The 17,649-nt window shown below is 43.6% G+C and carries 17 protein-coding genes and 1 pseudogene; all 18 read right to left on the bottom strand.

Features of this window, described 5'->3' with window-relative positions; translation table 11 throughout:
• Nucleotides 1-15: 15 nt before the first annotated feature.
• Nucleotides 16-1,494 (bottom strand): stage IV sporulation protein A, encoded by a 1,479-nt coding sequence (gene spoIVA, locus FTV88_RS07675; RefSeq protein WP_153725091.1) that lies wholly within the window; start codon nt 1,492-1,494, stop codon nt 16-18.
• A 223-nt stretch (nt 1,495-1,717) separates the two neighbouring features.
• Nucleotides 1,718-2,743 carry an NAD(P)H-dependent glycerol-3-phosphate dehydrogenase gene (locus FTV88_RS07670; protein WP_153726564.1) on the bottom strand — a complete coding sequence of 342 codons (1,026 nt, stop codon included), beginning with the start codon at nt 2,741-2,743 and terminating at the stop codon, nt 1,718-1,720.
• A 38-nt stretch (nt 2,744-2,781) separates the two neighbouring features.
• Complete coding sequence (plsY, locus tag FTV88_RS07665; RefSeq protein WP_438266912.1) at nt 2,782-3,387, bottom strand: glycerol-3-phosphate 1-O-acyltransferase PlsY; 606 nt, start codon at nt 3,385-3,387, stop codon at nt 2,782-2,784.
• 55 nt (nt 3,388-3,442) lie between these two features.
• On the bottom strand, nt 3,443-4,765 hold the full coding sequence (der, locus tag FTV88_RS07660; RefSeq protein WP_153725089.1) for a ribosome biogenesis GTPase Der: 1,323 nt from the start codon (nt 4,763-4,765) through the stop codon (nt 3,443-3,445).
• Nucleotides 4,766-4,786: 21 nt separating this feature from the next.
• Entirely contained in the window at nt 4,787-6,031 is a 1,245-nt protein-coding gene (locus FTV88_RS07655; RefSeq protein ID WP_153725088.1) for a DUF512 domain-containing protein, read from the bottom strand.
• Nucleotides 6,011-6,124: pseudogene (locus FTV88_RS16045) on the bottom strand (PDZ domain-containing protein); the annotation flags it as partial. The pseudogene FTV88_RS16045 and the gene FTV88_RS07655, both read right to left, overlap by 21 nt.
• A 91-nt stretch (nt 6,125-6,215) precedes the next feature.
• Nucleotides 6,216-6,980 carry a hypothetical protein gene (locus FTV88_RS07650; protein ID WP_153725087.1) on the bottom strand — a complete coding sequence of 255 codons (765 nt, stop codon included), beginning with the start codon at nt 6,978-6,980 and terminating at the stop codon, nt 6,216-6,218.
• A 55-nt stretch (nt 6,981-7,035) separates the two neighbouring features.
• On the bottom strand, nt 7,036-7,776 hold the full coding sequence (locus FTV88_RS07645) for a hypothetical protein (protein ID WP_153725086.1): 741 nt from the start codon (nt 7,774-7,776) through the stop codon (nt 7,036-7,038).
• A 133-nt stretch (nt 7,777-7,909) separates the two neighbouring features.
• Nucleotides 7,910-9,034 (bottom strand): type 2 isopentenyl-diphosphate Delta-isomerase, encoded by a 1,125-nt coding sequence (gene fni / locus FTV88_RS07640; RefSeq protein ID WP_153725085.1) that lies wholly within the window; start codon nt 9,032-9,034, stop codon nt 7,910-7,912.
• Between the two features lie 44 nt (nt 9,035-9,078).
• On the bottom strand, nt 9,079-9,576 hold the full coding sequence (gene ilvN, locus FTV88_RS07635; protein WP_153725084.1) for an acetolactate synthase small subunit: 498 nt from the start codon (nt 9,574-9,576) through the stop codon (nt 9,079-9,081).
• A gap of 2 nt (nt 9,577-9,578) precedes the next feature.
• Nucleotides 9,579-11,279, bottom strand: coding sequence for a biosynthetic-type acetolactate synthase large subunit (gene ilvB, locus FTV88_RS07630; RefSeq protein WP_153725083.1), 1,701 nt, complete (start codon nt 11,277-11,279; stop codon nt 9,579-9,581).
• 528 nt (nt 11,280-11,807) lie between these two features.
• Nucleotides 11,808-12,065: a hypothetical protein gene (locus FTV88_RS07625; protein WP_153725082.1), complete on the bottom strand. Its 258-nt coding sequence runs from the start codon at nt 12,063-12,065 to the stop codon at nt 11,808-11,810.
• 3 nt (nt 12,066-12,068) lie between these two features.
• A complete protein-coding gene (gene hemL / locus FTV88_RS07620; RefSeq protein ID WP_153725081.1) occupies nt 12,069-13,379 on the bottom strand; it encodes a glutamate-1-semialdehyde 2,1-aminomutase in 1,311 nt (436 codons plus the stop codon).
• A gap of 14 nt (nt 13,380-13,393) precedes the next feature.
• Nucleotides 13,394-13,876 (bottom strand): siroheme decarboxylase subunit beta, encoded by a 483-nt coding sequence (gene ahbB / locus FTV88_RS07615; protein ID WP_368277569.1) that lies wholly within the window; start codon nt 13,874-13,876, stop codon nt 13,394-13,396.
• A gap of 46 nt (nt 13,877-13,922) precedes the next feature.
• Entirely contained in the window at nt 13,923-14,384 is a 462-nt protein-coding gene (gene ahbA, locus FTV88_RS07610; RefSeq protein WP_153725080.1) for a siroheme decarboxylase subunit alpha, read from the bottom strand.
• A gap of 3 nt (nt 14,385-14,387) precedes the next feature.
• On the bottom strand, nt 14,388-15,383 hold the full coding sequence (nirJ2, locus tag FTV88_RS07605; RefSeq protein ID WP_153725079.1) for a putative heme d1 biosynthesis radical SAM protein NirJ2: 996 nt from the start codon (nt 15,381-15,383) through the stop codon (nt 14,388-14,390).
• Nucleotides 15,384-15,401: 18 nt separating this feature from the next.
• Nucleotides 15,402-16,397 (bottom strand): porphobilinogen synthase, encoded by a 996-nt coding sequence (hemB, locus tag FTV88_RS07600; protein WP_153725078.1) that lies wholly within the window; start codon nt 16,395-16,397, stop codon nt 15,402-15,404.
• 32 nt (nt 16,398-16,429) lie between these two features.
• Nucleotides 16,430-17,608 (bottom strand): putative heme d1 biosynthesis radical SAM protein NirJ1, encoded by a 1,179-nt coding sequence (nirJ1, locus tag FTV88_RS07595; protein ID WP_153726562.1) that lies wholly within the window; start codon nt 17,606-17,608, stop codon nt 16,430-16,432.
• Nucleotides 17,609-17,649 lie beyond the last annotated feature (41 nt).

Below are 17,649 nucleotides of genomic sequence, written 5' to 3'. Positions count from 1 at the left end.
CCCGGCTTTTCTTTATTAAATAATAATGCAGATAAGTCCACCATTTCCTTCATTGACAATTCTTTGAAGTGTATCTTGTAGTTTGCCTTGTATATTATCAGGCATTCTTTGTAACTTGTTCTGAACACCTTCTCGTACTAAATCGTGGAGAGACTTGCCAAAGATATTTGATTCCCAGATTTTTTGCGGATTTTCTTCGAACTCTTCAAGGATGTAGCGAACCAGTTCTTCGCATTGCTTTTCAGTCCCAATAATTGGAGTGATTTCTGTTGTAATATCCGCTCTTATAATATGCAATGAAGGCGCACTCGCTTTTAGTTTGACACCAAAGCGATTTCCCTGCTTAATCAGTTCAGGCTCTTCGAGATACATCTCTTCAAGGCTGGGGTTGACGACACCATATCCTTCTTGACGTACATCTTCTAAAGCCGTAGCGACTTTGTCATATTCTTTTTTCGCTAAGGCAAGATCTTTCATTAGACGCAGTAGATCATGATCGCCTGTAATGGTAAAGCCTGTTTCATCTTGCAGAACTTGATAGAACATGCCTTCTGGTGCTGTCATTTCAATGGTGGCAGCACCATTGCCCAAATCCATTTGCTCTAGGAAGACATCCTGCACAAAATCGTAATTGGCCAGGGCCTCTACAGCCATATCAATATCTCGCAAACGCTTTACTTGTGCGATTGTATCACGAACAGCACTCTCAAATTTTTGACGTAACGGATGTTTGTTATCGAGTTCTTCAATCCAGAGTGGTAAGTTGATATTCACTTCTGTGACAGGAAACTCATAAAGTGCTTCTTCTAGTATTTTAAGAATATCATCTTGCGTTAATGTAGCTACATTTAGAGGTAGTACAGGAACTTGATAGTAGCTTTCTAGGGTATAGGCCATTTCAACAGTTTCTTTGGCATGGGGATGCAAGGAGTTTAGAATGATAATGTAAGGTTTTTGTAATTCTTTAAGCTCTTCAATGACTCTTTCTTCTGCTTCCACATAGGCTTCTCTCGGTATATCACTGATGGATCCATCCGTTGTCATTACAACACCAATGGTAGAGTGATCGGCAATGACTTTCCTTGTTCCCATCTCTGCTGCATCTTGGAAAGGCATTTCGTTCTCAGACCATGGTGTCATCACCATACGAGGCCCTTCTTCTTCTTCATAGCCTAGAGCCCCTTCAACAGTATAGCCGACACAGTCAACCATGCGTACACGCATTTTTATACCGCTTTTAACACCAATTTCTACGGCCTCATTGGGTATGAACTTAGGTTCTGTCGTCGTAATGGTACGACCGGCACCGGATTGAGGCAGCTCGTCACGAGCTCTCTCTTTATCATGTATGTTTTTGATATTTGGTAAGACAAGGTGCTCCATAAATCGTTTGATAAAGGTGGACTTACCCGTGCGGACCGGGCCTACCACCCCGATATAGATATCGCCACCAGTACGATCGCTAATGTCTCGAAATATGTCAAGCTTTTCCATCGGCCTTCTCCCTCCTTATCGGTTTTGGTTTCCTGCCCTGGCCGCCGGGTAGGGATAGTCCCCCTATAATTCCGTTGACAGGCCTTAACGCTAAAATGTATATGTTCTTTTGGACAGGTCTATGACAACAAGCTTTTGCTGGAGCAGGATTTTTTCTTATAGGCCCTTTCAATGGTTATGTATCCGTTCATGGAGATATGCTTGAAAATAAGAAAGACTGGTGTTAACACCAGTCTTTGACGCCTTCTTCAACTTCATAAGTCTTGTCTCGTCCCATTAAGTTTTCTACGGCTTCAGAAGGAGAGAGGCCTTCGAAAAGCACTTTATAGCATTCCGTTGTAATTGGCATTTCAATATTTTTCTGCTGGCACAATTGATAAGCTGCTTCTGCCGTACGAATGCCTTCTACAGTTTGTCCAATCTGATTCAAAGCATCGTGACAAGATTTGCCCTTGCCTAATAAAATACCAAAACGCATATTTCGGGAATGCTTGCTCGTACAAGTTACAACCAAATCGCCTAAGCCAGAAAGACCCGAAAAAGTTGCACCATTGGCACCCATTTCAACGCCCAGTCGAGTTATCTCGGCCAGACCTCGCGTGACAAGGGCTGCTTTGGTATTATCTCCAAAACCAAGCCCTTCTGCAACACCACAAGATAAAGCAATGATATTTTTCAAAGCACCGCCTAATTCTACACCAGCTAGGTCAGGATTGGTGTAGACGCGAAAACGAGAGCGCATCAGTAAGTCTTGAGCTTCTTCTGCTGTAGCCCGATTTTCTGCGGAGATAACCACTGTTGTGGGAATGTCTCTTGCGACTTCTTCGGCGTGACTCGGCCCCGACAAAACTACCATTCTCTGATAAAGCTCTGCAGGCAAAGTATCTTTGTATATTTGGCTGGGACGACGAAACGTCTTAGGTTCTAATCCTTTGGTTGTGTTAATGATCAAAGTGTCAGGCGTAATTTTGCCTTCTAATTTTTCTAATGTTTCTTGTAAAGCTGAAGATGGAACGGCAATAACGAGAGTCGATGCATTGTTCAATACTTCATCTATATCAGAACAAGCGCGCACACGCGCTGGTAATAAAACACCAGGCAAGTATCTACGGTTTTCACGATAGCTATTAATTTCTTTCGCCAATTCAGGTCGTCGAGCCCATATTTGCACTTGTTGATTTGACTGCGCGAGCAGTCGTCCTAAAGCAGTACCCCAACTCCCAGCTCCGAGTACAGCAACTTTCTTCAGATTCACAATAATTACCTCCTCTATGTTCTCAGTGCATCTTAAAATTTAGGATAATTGCGGCGAATTGAGTTCTCTTGTCCAGCAAGGAGACGCTTTATGTTGGGAACATGACGATATATAACAAAGAGAGCTGTGGCTAAGGCAAAGATTTGATAGGATAATGGTTTATTGAATAAAAAAATCAGAATAGGTAAAGCAAGGGCAACGACAATGGATCCCAAGGATACATACTTGGAGATTGCTACAACAATTGCGAAAAGTATAATACAAATTAAAGCTACTTCTGGAACAAGTGTAATAACCACCCCGGCTGCTGTGGCTACACCTTTTCCACCCTTAAACCTCATAAAAGGAGAATAAGTATGCCCCATAATAGCTGCAAGACCGGCAATGACAGCGGCTGTCTCACCAGCATAAGAAAAAGCCCAGAGGGTAGCTACAACCCCCTTCCCTGCATCAAGTAACAAAACGGTCGCCCCCATGGCGCTACCAAGTACGCGAAAAGCATTGGTTGCACCAATGTTTCCACTGCCATGTTGACGAATGTCTAGCCCTTTTAGACGTCCTGCAAGATATGCAAAAGGAATCGAACCCAGAAAAAAGGCAGCAATAAATAGTAACAATAAAGTCGTGTCCATCGTCATGTTCATAAATATAGCAACTTTGCCCCCTTTCTGTCACCTACAAAAGGACAAATGTTCAATCTTTTTCTTTTTCTCGTTGTCGAATAATAAATCGAATGGGGGAGCCTTCAAAACCAAAAGTTTCTCGAAAACGATTCTGAATATGTCGACGATAAGAAAAATGAAAAAGCTCTTCGTCATTAACAAAAAGAACAAAAGTGGGTGGTTTGACCGAAGCCTGTGTAGCATAGTAGATTTTTAGTTTTCTACCTTTATCTGTCGGTGGCGGTGTAACACGTACAATATCAGCAAGCAATTCATTCAGGATCGATGTGCTAATTCGTCGATTTGTTTGTTCAGAGACAAAGTCTACAATCTCTAAAATTTTTGGCAGCCTCTGTCCTGTTTTGGCGGACACATACATGGTCGGCGCATATTGCATAAACCCAAGTTCCGAGCGAATAACCTTATCATAACGCTGCATCGTCTTATCGTCTTTTTGAACAAGATCCCACTTATTTAATACTAGTATACAACCTTTTCCGCCTTCGTGGGCATATCCTGCAATTTTTTTATCTTGCTCTGTTACACCTTCTACAGCATCAATAACCATGAGTACAACATCAGAGCGATCAACAGCTCGTAAGGAACGCATCACACTGTATCGTTCTATCGCTTCTTCTACTTTTCCTCTACGACGCATTCCTGCTGTATCAATGACCACATAATGTTTGCCATCACGTTCAAAAGGCGTATCAATGGCATCGCGAGTCGTTCCTGGAATATCGGATACAATCACTCTTTCTTGGCCTAACATAGCGTTGGTCAATGAAGATTTACCTACGTTGGGGCGGCCAATGATGGCAATTTTTATCACGTCTGGTGCATAGTCTTCTTCAATCTCTGGCAAAGCTGCTACAACCATATCGAGCAGATCACCTGTATTCATACCATGTGATGCTGAAACGGGAATGGGATCGCCAAGACCTAAGGCATAAAACTCCATGTATTGATTTTTGGAAAAATCTTCGATTTTGTTAACAACAAGGAGTACCGGCTTTTGTGTTCTTCGTAAGATATCAGCAATTTTTTCGTCTTCTGCTGTCAGTCCGTTCTTGCCGTCAACAACAAAAAGAACCAAATCTGCTTCTTCTATGGCCAACTGGGCTTGCTTTCGAACGACGTCGGAGAATGGATTTTCATAATCACCCAATTCTAAGCCGCCTGTATCAATTAAGGTAAAAGGACGATCAAGCCATTGGGCATCGCGATAAATTCTATCTCGTGTTACCCCTGGCTGATCTTCTACAATCGCCACTCTTCCCCCACTGATCCGGTTAAATAGTGTTGATTTTCCTACATTCGGTCGTCCTACAATTGCGACAATTGGTTTCGCCATAATTGTATTTTCCTTCCTTCCTCAGGATTCTCTAGGCCAGATCAAAGCTTTCAGCAGAGAATCTCCTTGTGCTTCAACAACTGTAAAGGGTATAGACCCTAATTGGGTCGATATCTCTGTAGCTGTCATGTCGTCTAGGGTCACGTCGCCTTCTGCTCGAAAGATGATTGAAGGCAATATCAACATATCCTGTCTCGTAACAGAAAGTTTATGCTTTGTCATATGTTCAACAATATCTTTTCCTGTCAACAAGCCTGTTACTGTTACAGTGGACCCAAAAAATTGATTTTCTACAGCCAGTACTTGCACGCCTAAGTCTGACCAATTAATACCGTACTTTTCTTCTGTTTCATCAAGCAAAGGTTGCAAGACTTGTTGTCCCGATTTTCCTGCAACAATATAAATTTTATCAGGCCTCTTACTTCTATCTATCTGAACAGTACCTGATGTAAGCCATTGTTTTGCCCCTTGGTGCCATTGATCGATAAAAAGGCGACTCATCCCAACACCATTTTCTAGCTGACTGTACTCATCATAGGCCTCACTATCAGGAAATTCTTGATGAGCCAACAAATAGAACTCGTCAGCGGCAAAGAAAACTCTTTCTCCTCTTTCTTTCATCGCTTTATCTTGCCAGATTTCAATTTGCTGAATAAGGTTTTTCGCTTCATCTTGTTGGAAAGGACGTAATTCGAACAATCCTTCTCGATGGTGGGTCAATCCCACAGGTACAACAGCGACAGAGGCAAGACCAAAACCCAAAGTCCAGAGATCTTCTAGGCTTTTTTCTAACACATCCCCATCGTTGATACCAGGGCAAGCTACAACCTGACAATGTAGTTCTATACGGGCGTCGACAAGTCTCCGCAAACGTTCTAGAATCTGACCTGCTTTTGCATTTCGCAATAATTTTCTGCGCACGCCTTCATCCGTTGCTTGTACCGATACATAAAGGGGACTCAGTCGCATAGAAAGCAAGCGCTGAAAATCTTCTTCGCGCAAGTTGGTCAAGGTAATAAAGCTACCATGCCAGAAAGAGTAGCGAAAATCATCATCTTTTTCATAAAGAGAAGAACGCATGCCTGAAGGCATTTGATCGACAAAACAAAACAAGCAGTTATTATGGCAACGTCGTATACCATCAAAAGTTGCCTGTTCAAATAAGATGCCTAGATCATCATCTTCATCTTTTTCAATCTCAAACCACCGGGTTAACCCGGTGGTTTGATCAAGTATTTTCAATTGCACTTGTTCTTGGCGAATCATAAAGCCGTAGTCTAAAAGATCATAAACCTTTTGACCATTCAGGCTTAAGAGCCTATCACCTTTTTTTAGACCAATACGGGCACCGAGACCGGCGGGATCAACAGCTCAATGACGCCTCCTGCTGCTTGCACGGCCCGATCCTCCCTTTTTCTTCATCCTTTTCACCATTATGACGGACTGCTCACTATTCGTCAAGAAAAGGGTTTAATGCAGAGATTAAGCTTGTTGATAATACTTCTATATCTTGTTTTGACAATCTAGAGGGGACCATGATATCAACGGAACGAGGAAAAAAGTGTTGCCCATAAGATTGACGACAGAAGATTATGACGGCTCTAAGATGTTCTGGAATTTCTTCTTGCCATCGTAATAGAAAAGAAAGGTTAGAATCCATTCTAGGATGACGATCAAGTAGAAAAATTACTCTATCTTTTCCTTCTTCATCTTGCCAATTCCAAAGATCACTTTCCTGTAGTCGAAGAATGGCCAATGGTCCTGCTTCTTTGGCTTTTCGAATCTGCCCTCTGCGCGCTGCTTCGTGTGCAACCATTTCTACTTGGTATCCCTGTTCTCCTAGAGCTTCTTGCCAGTAGCTCGCTTGTAAAGCTTCCCTTTGATCATAAATAAGTACAATGGTACCCAATTTATTTTCAAAAGAAAGATGAAAGGAAAATGGAAAACCCTCCTGAGATAAGACAGGATCGGAGGTACAGGATAGTAGATTGGGATCAGACCAAACAACGACTTCTCCCTTGCTCGTCGAAGTTACCTTCCAAGGCCTTCCCTGGGGATCAATAAAGCTTTCTCCCGGTACCCACTGTCGTTCGGTCCATCCTAAAGGTTTTTTTTCTGGCCAAATGACAATTTCTTGTCTTTCTTGACGTGGAATCGCTTCAATCCTATCCAAGGGTATGGATAAATAGATAGCGCCTATTACAAGCGAGAGCATTATAAAGAAAAAAATCGTTCCTAGGAAAGGCCCAATAAAATATGAACTCTTTCCTTTATTTTGATTTGTATTCTTCCTGCTCCACCAAGGTCTCTTCATTGGCTTGACCGTCCATCTCGTTCATTAGCTGCTTTTCTTTCTCGCTATCAGAGGAAAGATACAGTGGTAACCAGGCATTGGCTTCGCTTTCTTCATAGGTTACGAAGCGCTCCATGAGCACGGTAAGAGGCCATAGAAATAATGCAGCAAGAATGACATGATCGAAAGCAACCGCTGATCCTAGTAAGTATCCTGTTGAATCAAAATAACTTCTTGGCCCTGCTAGCAGAGAAGTCGAGGCTTCTATAATAGGATGGCCTAATAATAAGGCTATTAAAGCATTTTTGGCATCTGTTGTAATCAGTAGGGCAGCCAAAGCTCCTAGAAATACGAATAAAATACGACCATCCCAAAAAAAGTGTTCCTGTTCCATACCAACAAGCTGTTGACCCATAATACCACTGATAATGACAGCGCCAATGGCCACCCACAAGCGTAGAGAAGTCCTTTCTGATCGAATCAAGAAAAATAAACCTAGAAAAAGAGGTACAAGAAAGGCGCCTACATTGATTGTTACGTTCCAGCGGACCCATTGAAGAGGAAGTTCTAAGTAAGAAGCGCCCCACCAAAGCAAAATTATGACAAGAGCCACTGCTTTCGTTAACTGGAATCGTTCTAGAAAGCTTTTTGCCATATCAAAAAACAAGAAAACAAAGGAGAGAGCTAACAAAATGGTTCCAAAAGGGTATCGAGGCATTCTGTTCACCTCCACCCTTAGGTTGCCCGACAGAGAATGCTCTCAAACGAAAAAGAAAGAGAAAACTCGTCAATAAAATATCGACAAACTTTCTCTTTCTTACCATTGATCTCGAGAAATATTATTTCTATCGTTATCGATTCCTCTGAATAACGATTTCTCTCTGCTCAAACCATTCTTTTACCCTTCCTGTAAAAATACAGGGTTTTCCATGCAAGTCCTGTAGATTTTGACTCCCCGTTAAAACCATCGCTTGTAGCAATTCCTGCTCAAAATCGTCAATGTAATCTTCTACAGCTTCTATTCGTCCGTTCAGGTCAGAGCTTTGTGGAATGAGTCTTTCTTCTTGGGAAGGAACCACCGAAAGAAGTAAGCGCTTAAGAATAGATCCAGCCATTCCAAATGCAGTTGCGCCCATAGCCAGTGCTTTTGCAGCCTCCCAACCATTTCGAATCCCTCCGGTGGCTATGACAGCCCCTTCGTGAAAAGGAATCCCTTTTTGTTGGTAAGCCCAAATCACTTCTCCTAAGGTCATAGCCGTCGGAATTCCCCATGACTCAAAGCCTCGGTTTTCTTTACTCTGCCGTCTCAATTCAATCGATACAAAGTTCGTTCCGCCGGCACCACCTACATCAATGTAAGTGACACCTCTATCTAAGAGTTCAAAAGCGACTTCCTTGGAAATGCCAAAACCCACTTCTTTCACGATGACAGGTACGGGGCTATGTTGAACGAGATCAGAGATTCTTTTTATCCAGTCTCTGAAATGCCGATCTCCTTCTTTCATGGCCAATTCTTGTGCTACATTCAAGTGAACTTGAATCCCATCCGCTTCAATGACTTCTATAGCTCGAAGCGCTTCTGTAACCGTTGTATCAGCATTAACATTGGCAATGATCACACCGTCTGGATGATTCTCTCGCACCACGCTGTAGCTAGACCATAGTTCAGGATTTCGTAACCCTGCCGATTGAGAACCTACTGCTAACGCAAGGCCTTTCCTGGCTGCTACCTGCGCCAGTCGACGGTTAATCTCTGTAACGGACTGATGGCCTCCTGTAATTGCGTTGATTAGGAGAGGAGAATTGACTTTTTTGCCAAGAAAGGAAAGGGAAAGATCTATCTCTTCCACATTCAGTGCTGGTAATGCATTATGAATCAAGTGGACATGAGAAAAACCATTATCCTGGGGGCCATCTTCTAAGGCCAGCGTTTGACGGATATGGTCAATTTTTCGTACCTCTCTGAGGTTATCCATAGGAAAGAAAAAACCTCCAGATTCCTCTCGGTGCTTTGTACCGCTTATTCTTTGTTTTTGGCCGCACCAGGGTTGCGTGATAAAGCGATTTTACCTGTACGAACCAATTCGACAATGCCATGATCTTGTAATACTTGGCAAAGGGCATCAATTTTGCGCTCTTCGCCAGTAAGTTCAATCACCATTGTCTCTCGATTAATATCAACGATTTTGGCTCTAAAAATTTCAACAATGTCAACAATATCAGAGCGAGTCTCTGGTGTTGCTTTCACTTTAATAAGCGCCAATTCTCTTTCAATCGATGCTTCTTCTGTTAAATCAATGATTTTAATAACATCAATTAATTTTGAAAGTTGTGTTACGACCTGCTCTATATTGCGCTCATCACCATCAACGACAATGGTGATACGAGTCATATCAGGTTCTTCTGTATGGCCCGCTGAGATGCTTTCAATGTTGAAGGCACGGCGAGCAATTAAGCCCGATACATGAACAAGTACACCAGGACGATTTTCAACCAGTACTGCTAACGTGTGACGCATGACTAGTCCACCACCCCTTCTATCATTTGATCCAGAGAAGCGCCAGCAGGAACCATAGGTAAGACGTTTTCTTCCGAACAAACTTGGAAATCGATGAAAACAGGACCCTCTATTTCTAGGGCTTTGGCGATGACTTGAGGCACTTCTTCCGGCGTTGTAGCTCGCAAGCCCTTCGCTCCGAAAGCTTCTGCCAGACGTACATAATCAGTGCCACCATTATGGAAAGTTGAATGAGAGTAGCGCTGTTGGAAGAACATTCTCTGCCACTGGCGTACCATCCCTAGAGCATGGTTGTTAACGATAGCTACTTTAATTGGCAGTTGATGTTCTACAATCGTCGCAATTTCTTGACAGTTCATTAATAATGAGCCATCACCCGTGACAAGCAGTACATTCTCCTGGGGACAGGCCATCTGAACACCAATCGCCGCTGGTAGACCAAAGCCCATTGTACCAAGGCCACCAGAAGAAATTAGCGTTCTAGGACGATGGAAGCCATAGTACTGTGCTGTCCACATCTGATGTTGCCCTACGTCGGTTACTACAATGGCATTGCTTTTTGTTTGTCTATCGAGCTCTTGTAAGACATACTGCGGCTTAATAACTTTTTCACTATTCTTAAAAGTCAGAGGATTTTCTTGATGCCATTTTTGTACTTGCTGCAGCCAAAGGGTCCAGTCTGCTTGTACTTTTGTGTCAATTTTATGCTCTAAGCTTTCTAGCAACGATTGTAAGCTCCATCTCAGATGACCAATTACACGGTATTGCGTAGATACATTCTTGTTCACTTCGGCAGGATCGATATCGAAGTGGACGATTTGTGCTTTCGGTGCAAACTTCGCCAGCAAGCCTGTCACTCGGTCATCAAAGCGCACCCCGAGACCTACTAATAGATCACAGTCCATAACAGCCATGTTCGCTGCAACAGTTCCGTGCATTCCTACCATACCCAAATTACAAGGATCTTTCGCTTCTATGGCACCTAAGCCCATGAAAGAACTTATTAAAGGAATTTTATACTGGTCGACAATGGTACGAACAAGATCAGTCGCTTCAGAAGATATGACACCTCCACCTACAAAAAGCAATGGTTTTTTGGCTTTTTGTAGGGCCTTTGCCACTTCATCAATTTCTTTCTTTTTCCCTTCATAGAGAGGCTTGTAACCACGTAAAACAATCTCTTCGGGATAGTCATAATCAATCGTTGCTGTAAAGACGTCTTTGGGTATGTCAATTACAACAGGACCTGGGCGACCTGTCTGGGCAATATGGAAGGCTTCGCGCAGAATGCGAGGTAGGTCCTTGGGATTCTTAACGAGATAGTTATGCTTGGTAATGGGTGTTGTAATACCGGTGATGTCGGCTTCTTGGAAAGAGTCTTTTCCTATAATCGAAAGACCAACTTGGCCTGTAATACATACCATCGGTACAGAGTCCATATTGGCTGTCGCAATACCCGTAATCAGATTGGTGGCACCGGGACCTGATGTGGCAATGACTACACCAACTTTTCCAGTCGCGCGAGCATAACCATCGGCAGCATGAGCCGCGCCTTGTTCATGACGAGTAAGAACATGCCGGAGAGGAGAATCATAGAGGGCATCGTATAGAGGTAGTACGCCTCCACCAGGGTAGCCGAAGATTACTTCTACCCCTTCTTTTTGTAAGCTATTCACAACGGCCTGCGCTCCGGTCATCTTCATACCTGACACCTCGTTTTATTTATGTTTTTTTGAAATTAAAAAAACCTTCACCTCTTTCAAGAGGCGAAGGTTTACTTTCGCGGTACCACCCTTGTTTGGAAATCTTCCTTTTGGCAGGAGGCCTAGATTCGTTATAAATCCTGCTCCAAGCCCTTATCAGGTTCCTACCCTAATAATAGAAGAGAAAGATCTCCCTGGAAAGGCGAGACAATACTCGCCCCGGTCTGCTAACGGTGACCTTACCGGCTCAGCTTACTTGCCTTTGCTTTCAGCCTGCACCTTGGGGATGATTTTCCCTAAGAGATCTGACAGTGCCACCTTTCAGCCTAGAGTGGCTCTCTATCAACTGCAACAGTATCTCAGTACTCTTTCCCCGCATCGGATTTGACAGTTTTTCAATTATCAATTGCATTTGTATTATCACTAGCTATTCTATGCAAAGTTAAAAAATCCTTTCATAGAAAAAAGATTTTTTCTATGAAAAGATAACTCCGCAGATCGGTTATCTGCGGAGTTATCTAAGACCACCTACTCAGGAAGAGGTATCTCTAGTTGAATGTTATTCGCATCATGACATTGGTTACAATAGGAAGCCCTTCCAACGTGACACTGATAGCAAAATCGTTCAGGATTCTGATTATTGAGTACAACATCACCATGTTCTACTTCCCATTTTTCCAAGTTGCCGTGTGGATTCCTTTCTTGTAGAAAAGCAAAATAGAACACAGCAGCAAATGCAAAAACAAAGACCAAAGTAAGCAGGCGACCTATCTTCTTTCGATCCACCCTTTATTTCCCACCATTTCTTTCAGCTACCTTGCGGAAAGCTTTCTGAGCAGCAGCAATCGTAAAGTCTAGATCTTCTTGGCTGTGTGCTAAGGACATAAAGCCGGCTTCAAATTGGGAACAAGCGAGATAGACGCCTTCTTCTAACATCGCTCTGAAGTATGCTCCAAAAGCTTCTGTATCAGAGGTGCATGCAGATGCAAAGTCTTCTACTGTTTCTGTCGTAATAAATCCAGAAAACATAGAGCCTACCCGAGTGCTATAAAGGGGCACGCCTGCATCTTTTGCAGCCGCTGCAATTCCTTCCGCTACATAGCGCGTTTTCTCTGCTAGCGTTTCATAAGTGCCCGGGCGCTTCAGGATTTCTAGCATAGCAATCCCTGCTGTCATAGCCAAAGGATTGCCTGAAAGTGTTCCTGCCTGATAGATTGGACCTGCTGGTGCAATCATTTCCATAATTTCTTTTTTTCCACCGTAGGCACCCACAGGCAAGCCTCCGCCAATGATCTTACCAAGGCAAGTGATATCTGGTTCAATATCGTATAGAACCTGCGCACCGCCATAAGCAACACGGAAGCCACTCATCACTTCATCCATGATTAGTAAGGCACCATATTGACGGGTTAAATCACGAAGACCTTGCAAATATCCTTCTTTCGGCGGAATACAACCCATATTACCAGGTACACCTTCAATGATCAAAGCTGCAATATCATCGCCAGCTTCTTCGAAGATTTTTTTCATGGTCTCTAGATCATTGTAGGGTGCTGTAATTGTGTTGTTGGCGATATTGCTTGGAACACCAGGACTTGTCGGTACACCGAGGGTCAAAGCACCAGAGCCTGCTTTAATCAAGAGGCTATCAGCGTGACCATGGTAGCAACCTTCAAATTTCACAATTTTGTTGCGACCGGTATAACCTCGAGCCAGACGAAGGGCGCTCATCGTTGCCTCAGTGCCTGAGTTCACCATCCTAACCATGTCCATGGCGGGGAAAGCATCGAGAAGAAGCTGGGCCAGACGAGTCTCTAGTTCTGTGGGGGCACCATAGGATGTACCGCGATCGATGGCTTCTTTCAAAGCTGCAGAAACTTCTTCGTTGGCATGACCGGCAATCATAGGTCCCCATGATAAGACGTAATCAATATAACGATTGCCATCAACATCATAGAGATAAGGTCCTTCTGCTCTATCAATAAAAACAGGGTTGGCACCAACTGCTTTAAAAGCACGAACAGGACTGTTCACGCCACCCGGAATCAGTTGTTTTGCTTCAGCAAAAAGAGCTTCAGAACGTTGGTATCCTTTATGCAAACCGAGTAACCTCCTTACTTTTCTTCCATAAAGTAACGCATGCTGGTTTTCTTCAGCTCTGCTGTAGAAAAAAGGAGTCTATAGTTGGTGATGCCTGTTGCTTCCGAGATGCGCTTGGCTACAGCTTCGCAATCTTCTCTTGTTTGCCCATGCAACATTGTAAAGTGGCTGTAAGGCCATCCTTCAAAGCGGGGTCTCTGATAGCAGTGAGAAACGTCAGGGAAGGTAGCCATAATTTTTCCAACTTCTTCAGCTCGCTCTTCAGGTACATCCCAGCATCCCATGCCGTTGGCTGTAAAGCCGACTTCGCGGTGTCTTAAAGCGACACCAAAGCGACGCATCGATCCCTCTTCCAAGTATTTTTCAATTCGAGCCAAAACTTCCTCTTCTGTGATATCCAGTTCTTGGGCAATGGCTGTAAAAGGTCTTGAAGTGATCGGCAAGTCGTCTTGTAAAAAACGAATTAGCTTCTTATCTAATTCTGTGATCATGATCATCACTCATTCCTTCATGATTGATCTATATGTTCTAAGGAGCCAAGCTTTATTTGTTGTCGGTAAGCTTAAAGTCAACTTTAATCTTAAAGAAACGAACTGCAGGGAGATTCCGGATCTCGCAGCCACTTTTTTCTCTCATCTCTTCTAGAGTCGCTTCCATCGCTTCTTCTGAAGGTGAGATTAATGTAAACCACATATTGTATTCATGCTCACGCAAGTAATTATGAGTCACTCCAGGATAAGCATTGATAATCTCTTCTGCTTCTTGGAGTTTTTCTACAGGAACTTTCATGGCACAAAGCGATGACTTGTAACCAAGCTTGCGAGAATCAAAGATACCACCGATCCGACGAATGGCGCCATCTTCTTTGAGTTTTTTTAGCCGGCTCATGATCTCTTCTTCTGTTGAACCCACTTGTTCTGCTAGAGCTTTATATGGCTCTGCTGCTACAGGAAAAGAATATTGAACGATATTTAAGATTTGGCGATCTAACTCGTCCAGTCTCATGGCTTAATACCCCTTTCGACCGTGATAGAGGCACCATGGCTCTTCAGCCATAAAATCTTGGTCATGATAGTAGTAAGCACGAGCTCTACAACCACCGCAAGCGACTTTGTACTTACAACTCGCGCAGCCACCTTTGTAATCTAGAGTGCGCAGCTCTTTAAAGATAGGTGCATCGGTCCAGATCTCGGAGAAGGGCTTTTCTCTTACATTGCCAGCTGATATGTTTAAGTAGGCGCAAGGTTGTACGACACCAACAGGAGAGATAATGCAGTAATGTGTGCCTGCTAAGCAACCCCGACCGTAGCGAAGATTCAGACCCATTTCTTTAGCAATACGCATAAACTGAGGGGCACAAGTCGGCTTTAACTCAATGTCGACAGTTTTTTGCTTTTCCATAATTTCAGTCAGAATCTGCTCATATTCTTCCGCGCGAAGAGATTCTTCTTCAATCGATACTGCTCGTCCCGTTGGTACGAGGAAGAAGGTATGGTGACCGACTGCTCCCATCTCAACAGCAAAGTCTGTGAGGGCACTCACCTCATGACGGTTCCAGTCCATAACAGTTGTATGAATCTGAAAGGGAAGTCCTACAGCACGGCAGTTTTCCATGCCTCGTACAGCTTCATCCCAAGCATTGTCGTATTTGCGTAGACGATCATGCTTTTCCTTGTCTAGGGAGTCTAAGGAAATACCCATACCCATGGCGCCTGCTTCTTTAAGTGCTTTGGCCATATCAAGATCAATGTAGGTGCCATTGGTGCCAAAGACAGAGCGTAGGCCTTTTGAGGTGGCATATGCTACCAGTTCAACTATATCAGGACGCATTAGAGGCTCTCCACCGGAAAAGATCATAATCTTAAAGCCTGCTTTGGCAATCTCATCAATTAGATTTTTTCCTTCCTGGGTGGACAGCTCCTCATCCGCTTTTACCCCAGCATCGCGATAGCAGTGATCACAATACATATTACAATCATTGGTAGTATTCCAAGAAATAATCATTGCTCTGTTCCTTCCTTTCTAGGCCTGTTCTTTCATCCAGCGTACTGCATCTTTGGCATGATAGGTGATAATAAGATCTGCACCAGCCCGTTTAAAGCTAAGTAGTAGCTCCAAAACAATCCTTTTTTCATGGATCCAGCCTTTTTCTGCAGCCGCTTTTACCATGGCATACTCACCTGATACATTGTAGACAGCAACAGGTAAACCAAAGGTATCTTTTAATCTGCGAACAATATCCATGTAAGCCATACCAGGCTTCACCATAACAATGTCAGCACCTTCTTGAATATCTAAAGCTGTTTCTCGAAGGGCTTCTTCGCTGTTGGATGCATCCATCTGATAAGTTCGACGGTCACCCCATTGCGGTGCCGACTCTGCCGCTTCTCGGAAAGGTCCATAAAAGCTAGAAGCATATTTGGCTGAATAGGACATAATGGGAATATGGTCAAAACCATTTTCATCAAGGGCTTTACGAATTGCTGCGACCCGTCCATCCATCATGTCAGAAGGCGCAACCATATCAGCACCTGCTTGGGCATGAGACAGCGCTGTACGAGCTAAGTAATCAAGAGAAGGATCATTTAAGATTTTGCCTTCTTCTACAATTCCGCAGTGACCGTGGTTGGTAAATTGACAAAGACATACGTCTGTAATGACATACAAGTCAGGGCAAGCTTTTTTCAAAGCACGAACGGCTTCTTGGACAATGCCGTTGGGATCGTAAGCACCAGAAGCAATTTCATCTTTTTCTGGCGGTATACCAAAGATTTCTACCGCTTTGACACCAACTTGGTAAGCATCGATGGCTTCTTTAACAAGAAGATCAATGGTAAGCTGGCTAACACCAGGCATCGATGAAATGGGATTGCTTCGGTTTTCCCCTGGTATAACAAACAAAGGATAAATTAAATCCTCTGGAGACAGATGGTTCTCTCGAACCATCTGTCTCAGTACAGCATTCTCTCGCAAGCGACGAAGCCGTTGGACTGGAAAGCCAGGATAGATATCTTTCATCGTCTTTACGCCTCCAAAGAAATCTGAAGGTTTTATTTTAAACCAATTTCCTCATCGGTGAGGTAGCAAGCTGGATCGGATTCCCAGAAGTCTCCAGTCACAGCTTCTGCACGAGCTCGGAAGTTACCGTTACAAACATTCAGCCACTTACACTGGCTACAACGACCTTTGAGCAAGGGCTTGCGATCTTTCAGTCCCGCTAGAATCTCACTCTTACTAGTATCTGTCCAGATCTCGCCAAAAGGTCTTTCTTTTACGTTGCCAAAAGTATGGTTTTGTGTGAACTGATCAGGGTGCACAAAGCCTTGGGAATCTACGTTAGCAAAAGCGATGCCTGTGCGATTGCCACCGTTGAACTGCATAAGCTTCCAGACCTTTTCAGCTCTCTCTGGATCTTTTTTCAGCATTTGTAGGTAGAGATAGACGATATCGGCATGGTTGTCGACGGTAAGAATTTCACAATCAAAGTTCTTGCGCTGAAATTCTAAGACTTTGTCCATGATCAGATCCATGGCTTGTCTTGATTCTTCATGGGTAATATCTTCTTCCATCATGCTGCCACCGCGACCGGAGTAGACCAAGTGGTAGAAGCAGACGCGAGGAATTTTTTCTTCTTCAATCAGTCTGAAAATATCTTCTAGCTGGTTAAAGTTATGACGATTAATCGTAAAACGTAAGCCAACACGCTGATCGATGGCTAGGCAATTGCGGATGCCTTCTAAAGCTTCATTGAAAGCGCCTTTTTTTCCACGGAAACGGTCATTGTTTTCGCCAATGCCATCAAGGCTGATTCCAACATAGCCTACGCCAAACTTTTTAATTTCTTTGGCAACATCGGGCGTAATCAAGGTTCCATTGGTGGAGAAAGTTACGCGGATTTTATGTTCTGTCGCATAGGCGACCAAGTCAAATATATCGGGACGCATCAAAGGTTCGCCGCCAGAAAGAAGCAAAACAGGTACATTAAAGTCAGCCAGATCATCAATAAATTTTTTCGCTTCTTCTGTCGTTAACTCATTGGGGTAGTCTTTATCTTCTGAGTCAGAGTAACAATGAATGCAGTTTAGGTTACAAGTTCTAGAAACGTTCCAAGCCACAACAGGCCCATATCCTGCAACGGCACCGTGCTTCTGTCCTTGGGAACCGTGGGCATAACGGAGTCGATCACCAAAGTTTTCTGAATCACAAAGTAGTTTTGTTACGCCGATCATATCGTTCTTCCTTTCCTTGATAAGCCCGCCAGGCTTCATTT

Origin of the sequence: Heliorestis convoluta (assembly GCF_009649955.1) — a bacterium.
Classification (GTDB): Bacteria; Bacillota; Desulfitobacteriia; order Heliobacteriales; family Heliobacteriaceae; genus Heliorestis; species Heliorestis convoluta.
The sequence above is the reverse complement of the archived record's forward strand: the minus strand, read 5'-3'. Positions and strand labels throughout refer to the sequence as shown.

Excerpts from the sequence above, each read along its gene's own strand:
- spoIVA (WP_153725091.1), bottom strand. The coding sequence starts at position 1,494 with ATGGAAAAGCTTGACATATTTCGAGACATTAGCGATCGTACTGGTGGC.
- plsY (WP_438266912.1), bottom strand. The coding sequence starts at position 3,387 with ATGACGATGGACACGACTTTATTGTTACTATTTATTGCTGCCTTTTTT.
- der (WP_153725089.1), bottom strand. The coding sequence starts at position 4,765 with ATGGCGAAACCAATTGTCGCAATTGTAGGACGACCGAATGTAGGAAAA.
- FTV88_RS07655 (WP_153725088.1), bottom strand. The coding sequence starts at position 6,031 with ATGATTCGCCAAGAACAAGTGCAATTGAAAATACTTGATCAAACCACC.
- FTV88_RS07650 (WP_153725087.1), bottom strand. The coding sequence starts at position 6,980 with ATGCTCTCGCTTGTAATAGGCGCTATCTATTTATCCATACCCTTGGAT.
- FTV88_RS07645 (WP_153725086.1), bottom strand. The coding sequence starts at position 7,776 with ATGCCTCGATACCCTTTTGGAACCATTTTGTTAGCTCTCTCCTTTGTT.
- fni (WP_153725085.1), bottom strand. The coding sequence starts at position 9,034 with ATGGATAACCTCAGAGAGGTACGAAAAATTGACCATATCCGTCAAACG.
- ilvN (WP_153725084.1), bottom strand. The coding sequence starts at position 9,576 with ATGCGTCACACGTTAGCAGTACTGGTTGAAAATCGTCCTGGTGTACTT.
- ilvB (WP_153725083.1), bottom strand. The coding sequence starts at position 11,279 with ATGAAGATGACCGGAGCGCAGGCCGTTGTGAATAGCTTACAAAAAGAA.
- ahbB (WP_368277569.1), bottom strand. The coding sequence starts at position 13,876 with ATGATCATGATCACAGAATTAGATAAGAAGCTAATTCGTTTTTTACAA.
- ahbA (WP_153725080.1), bottom strand. The coding sequence starts at position 14,384 with ATGAGACTGGACGAGTTAGATCGCCAAATCTTAAATATCGTTCAATAT.
- nirJ2 (WP_153725079.1), bottom strand. The coding sequence starts at position 15,383 with ATGATTATTTCTTGGAATACTACCAATGATTGTAATATGTATTGTGAT.
- hemB (WP_153725078.1), bottom strand. The coding sequence starts at position 16,397 with ATGAAAGATATCTATCCTGGCTTTCCAGTCCAACGGCTTCGTCGCTTG.
- nirJ1 (WP_153726562.1), bottom strand. The coding sequence starts at position 17,608 with ATGATCGGCGTAACAAAACTACTTTGTGATTCAGAAAACTTTGGTGAT.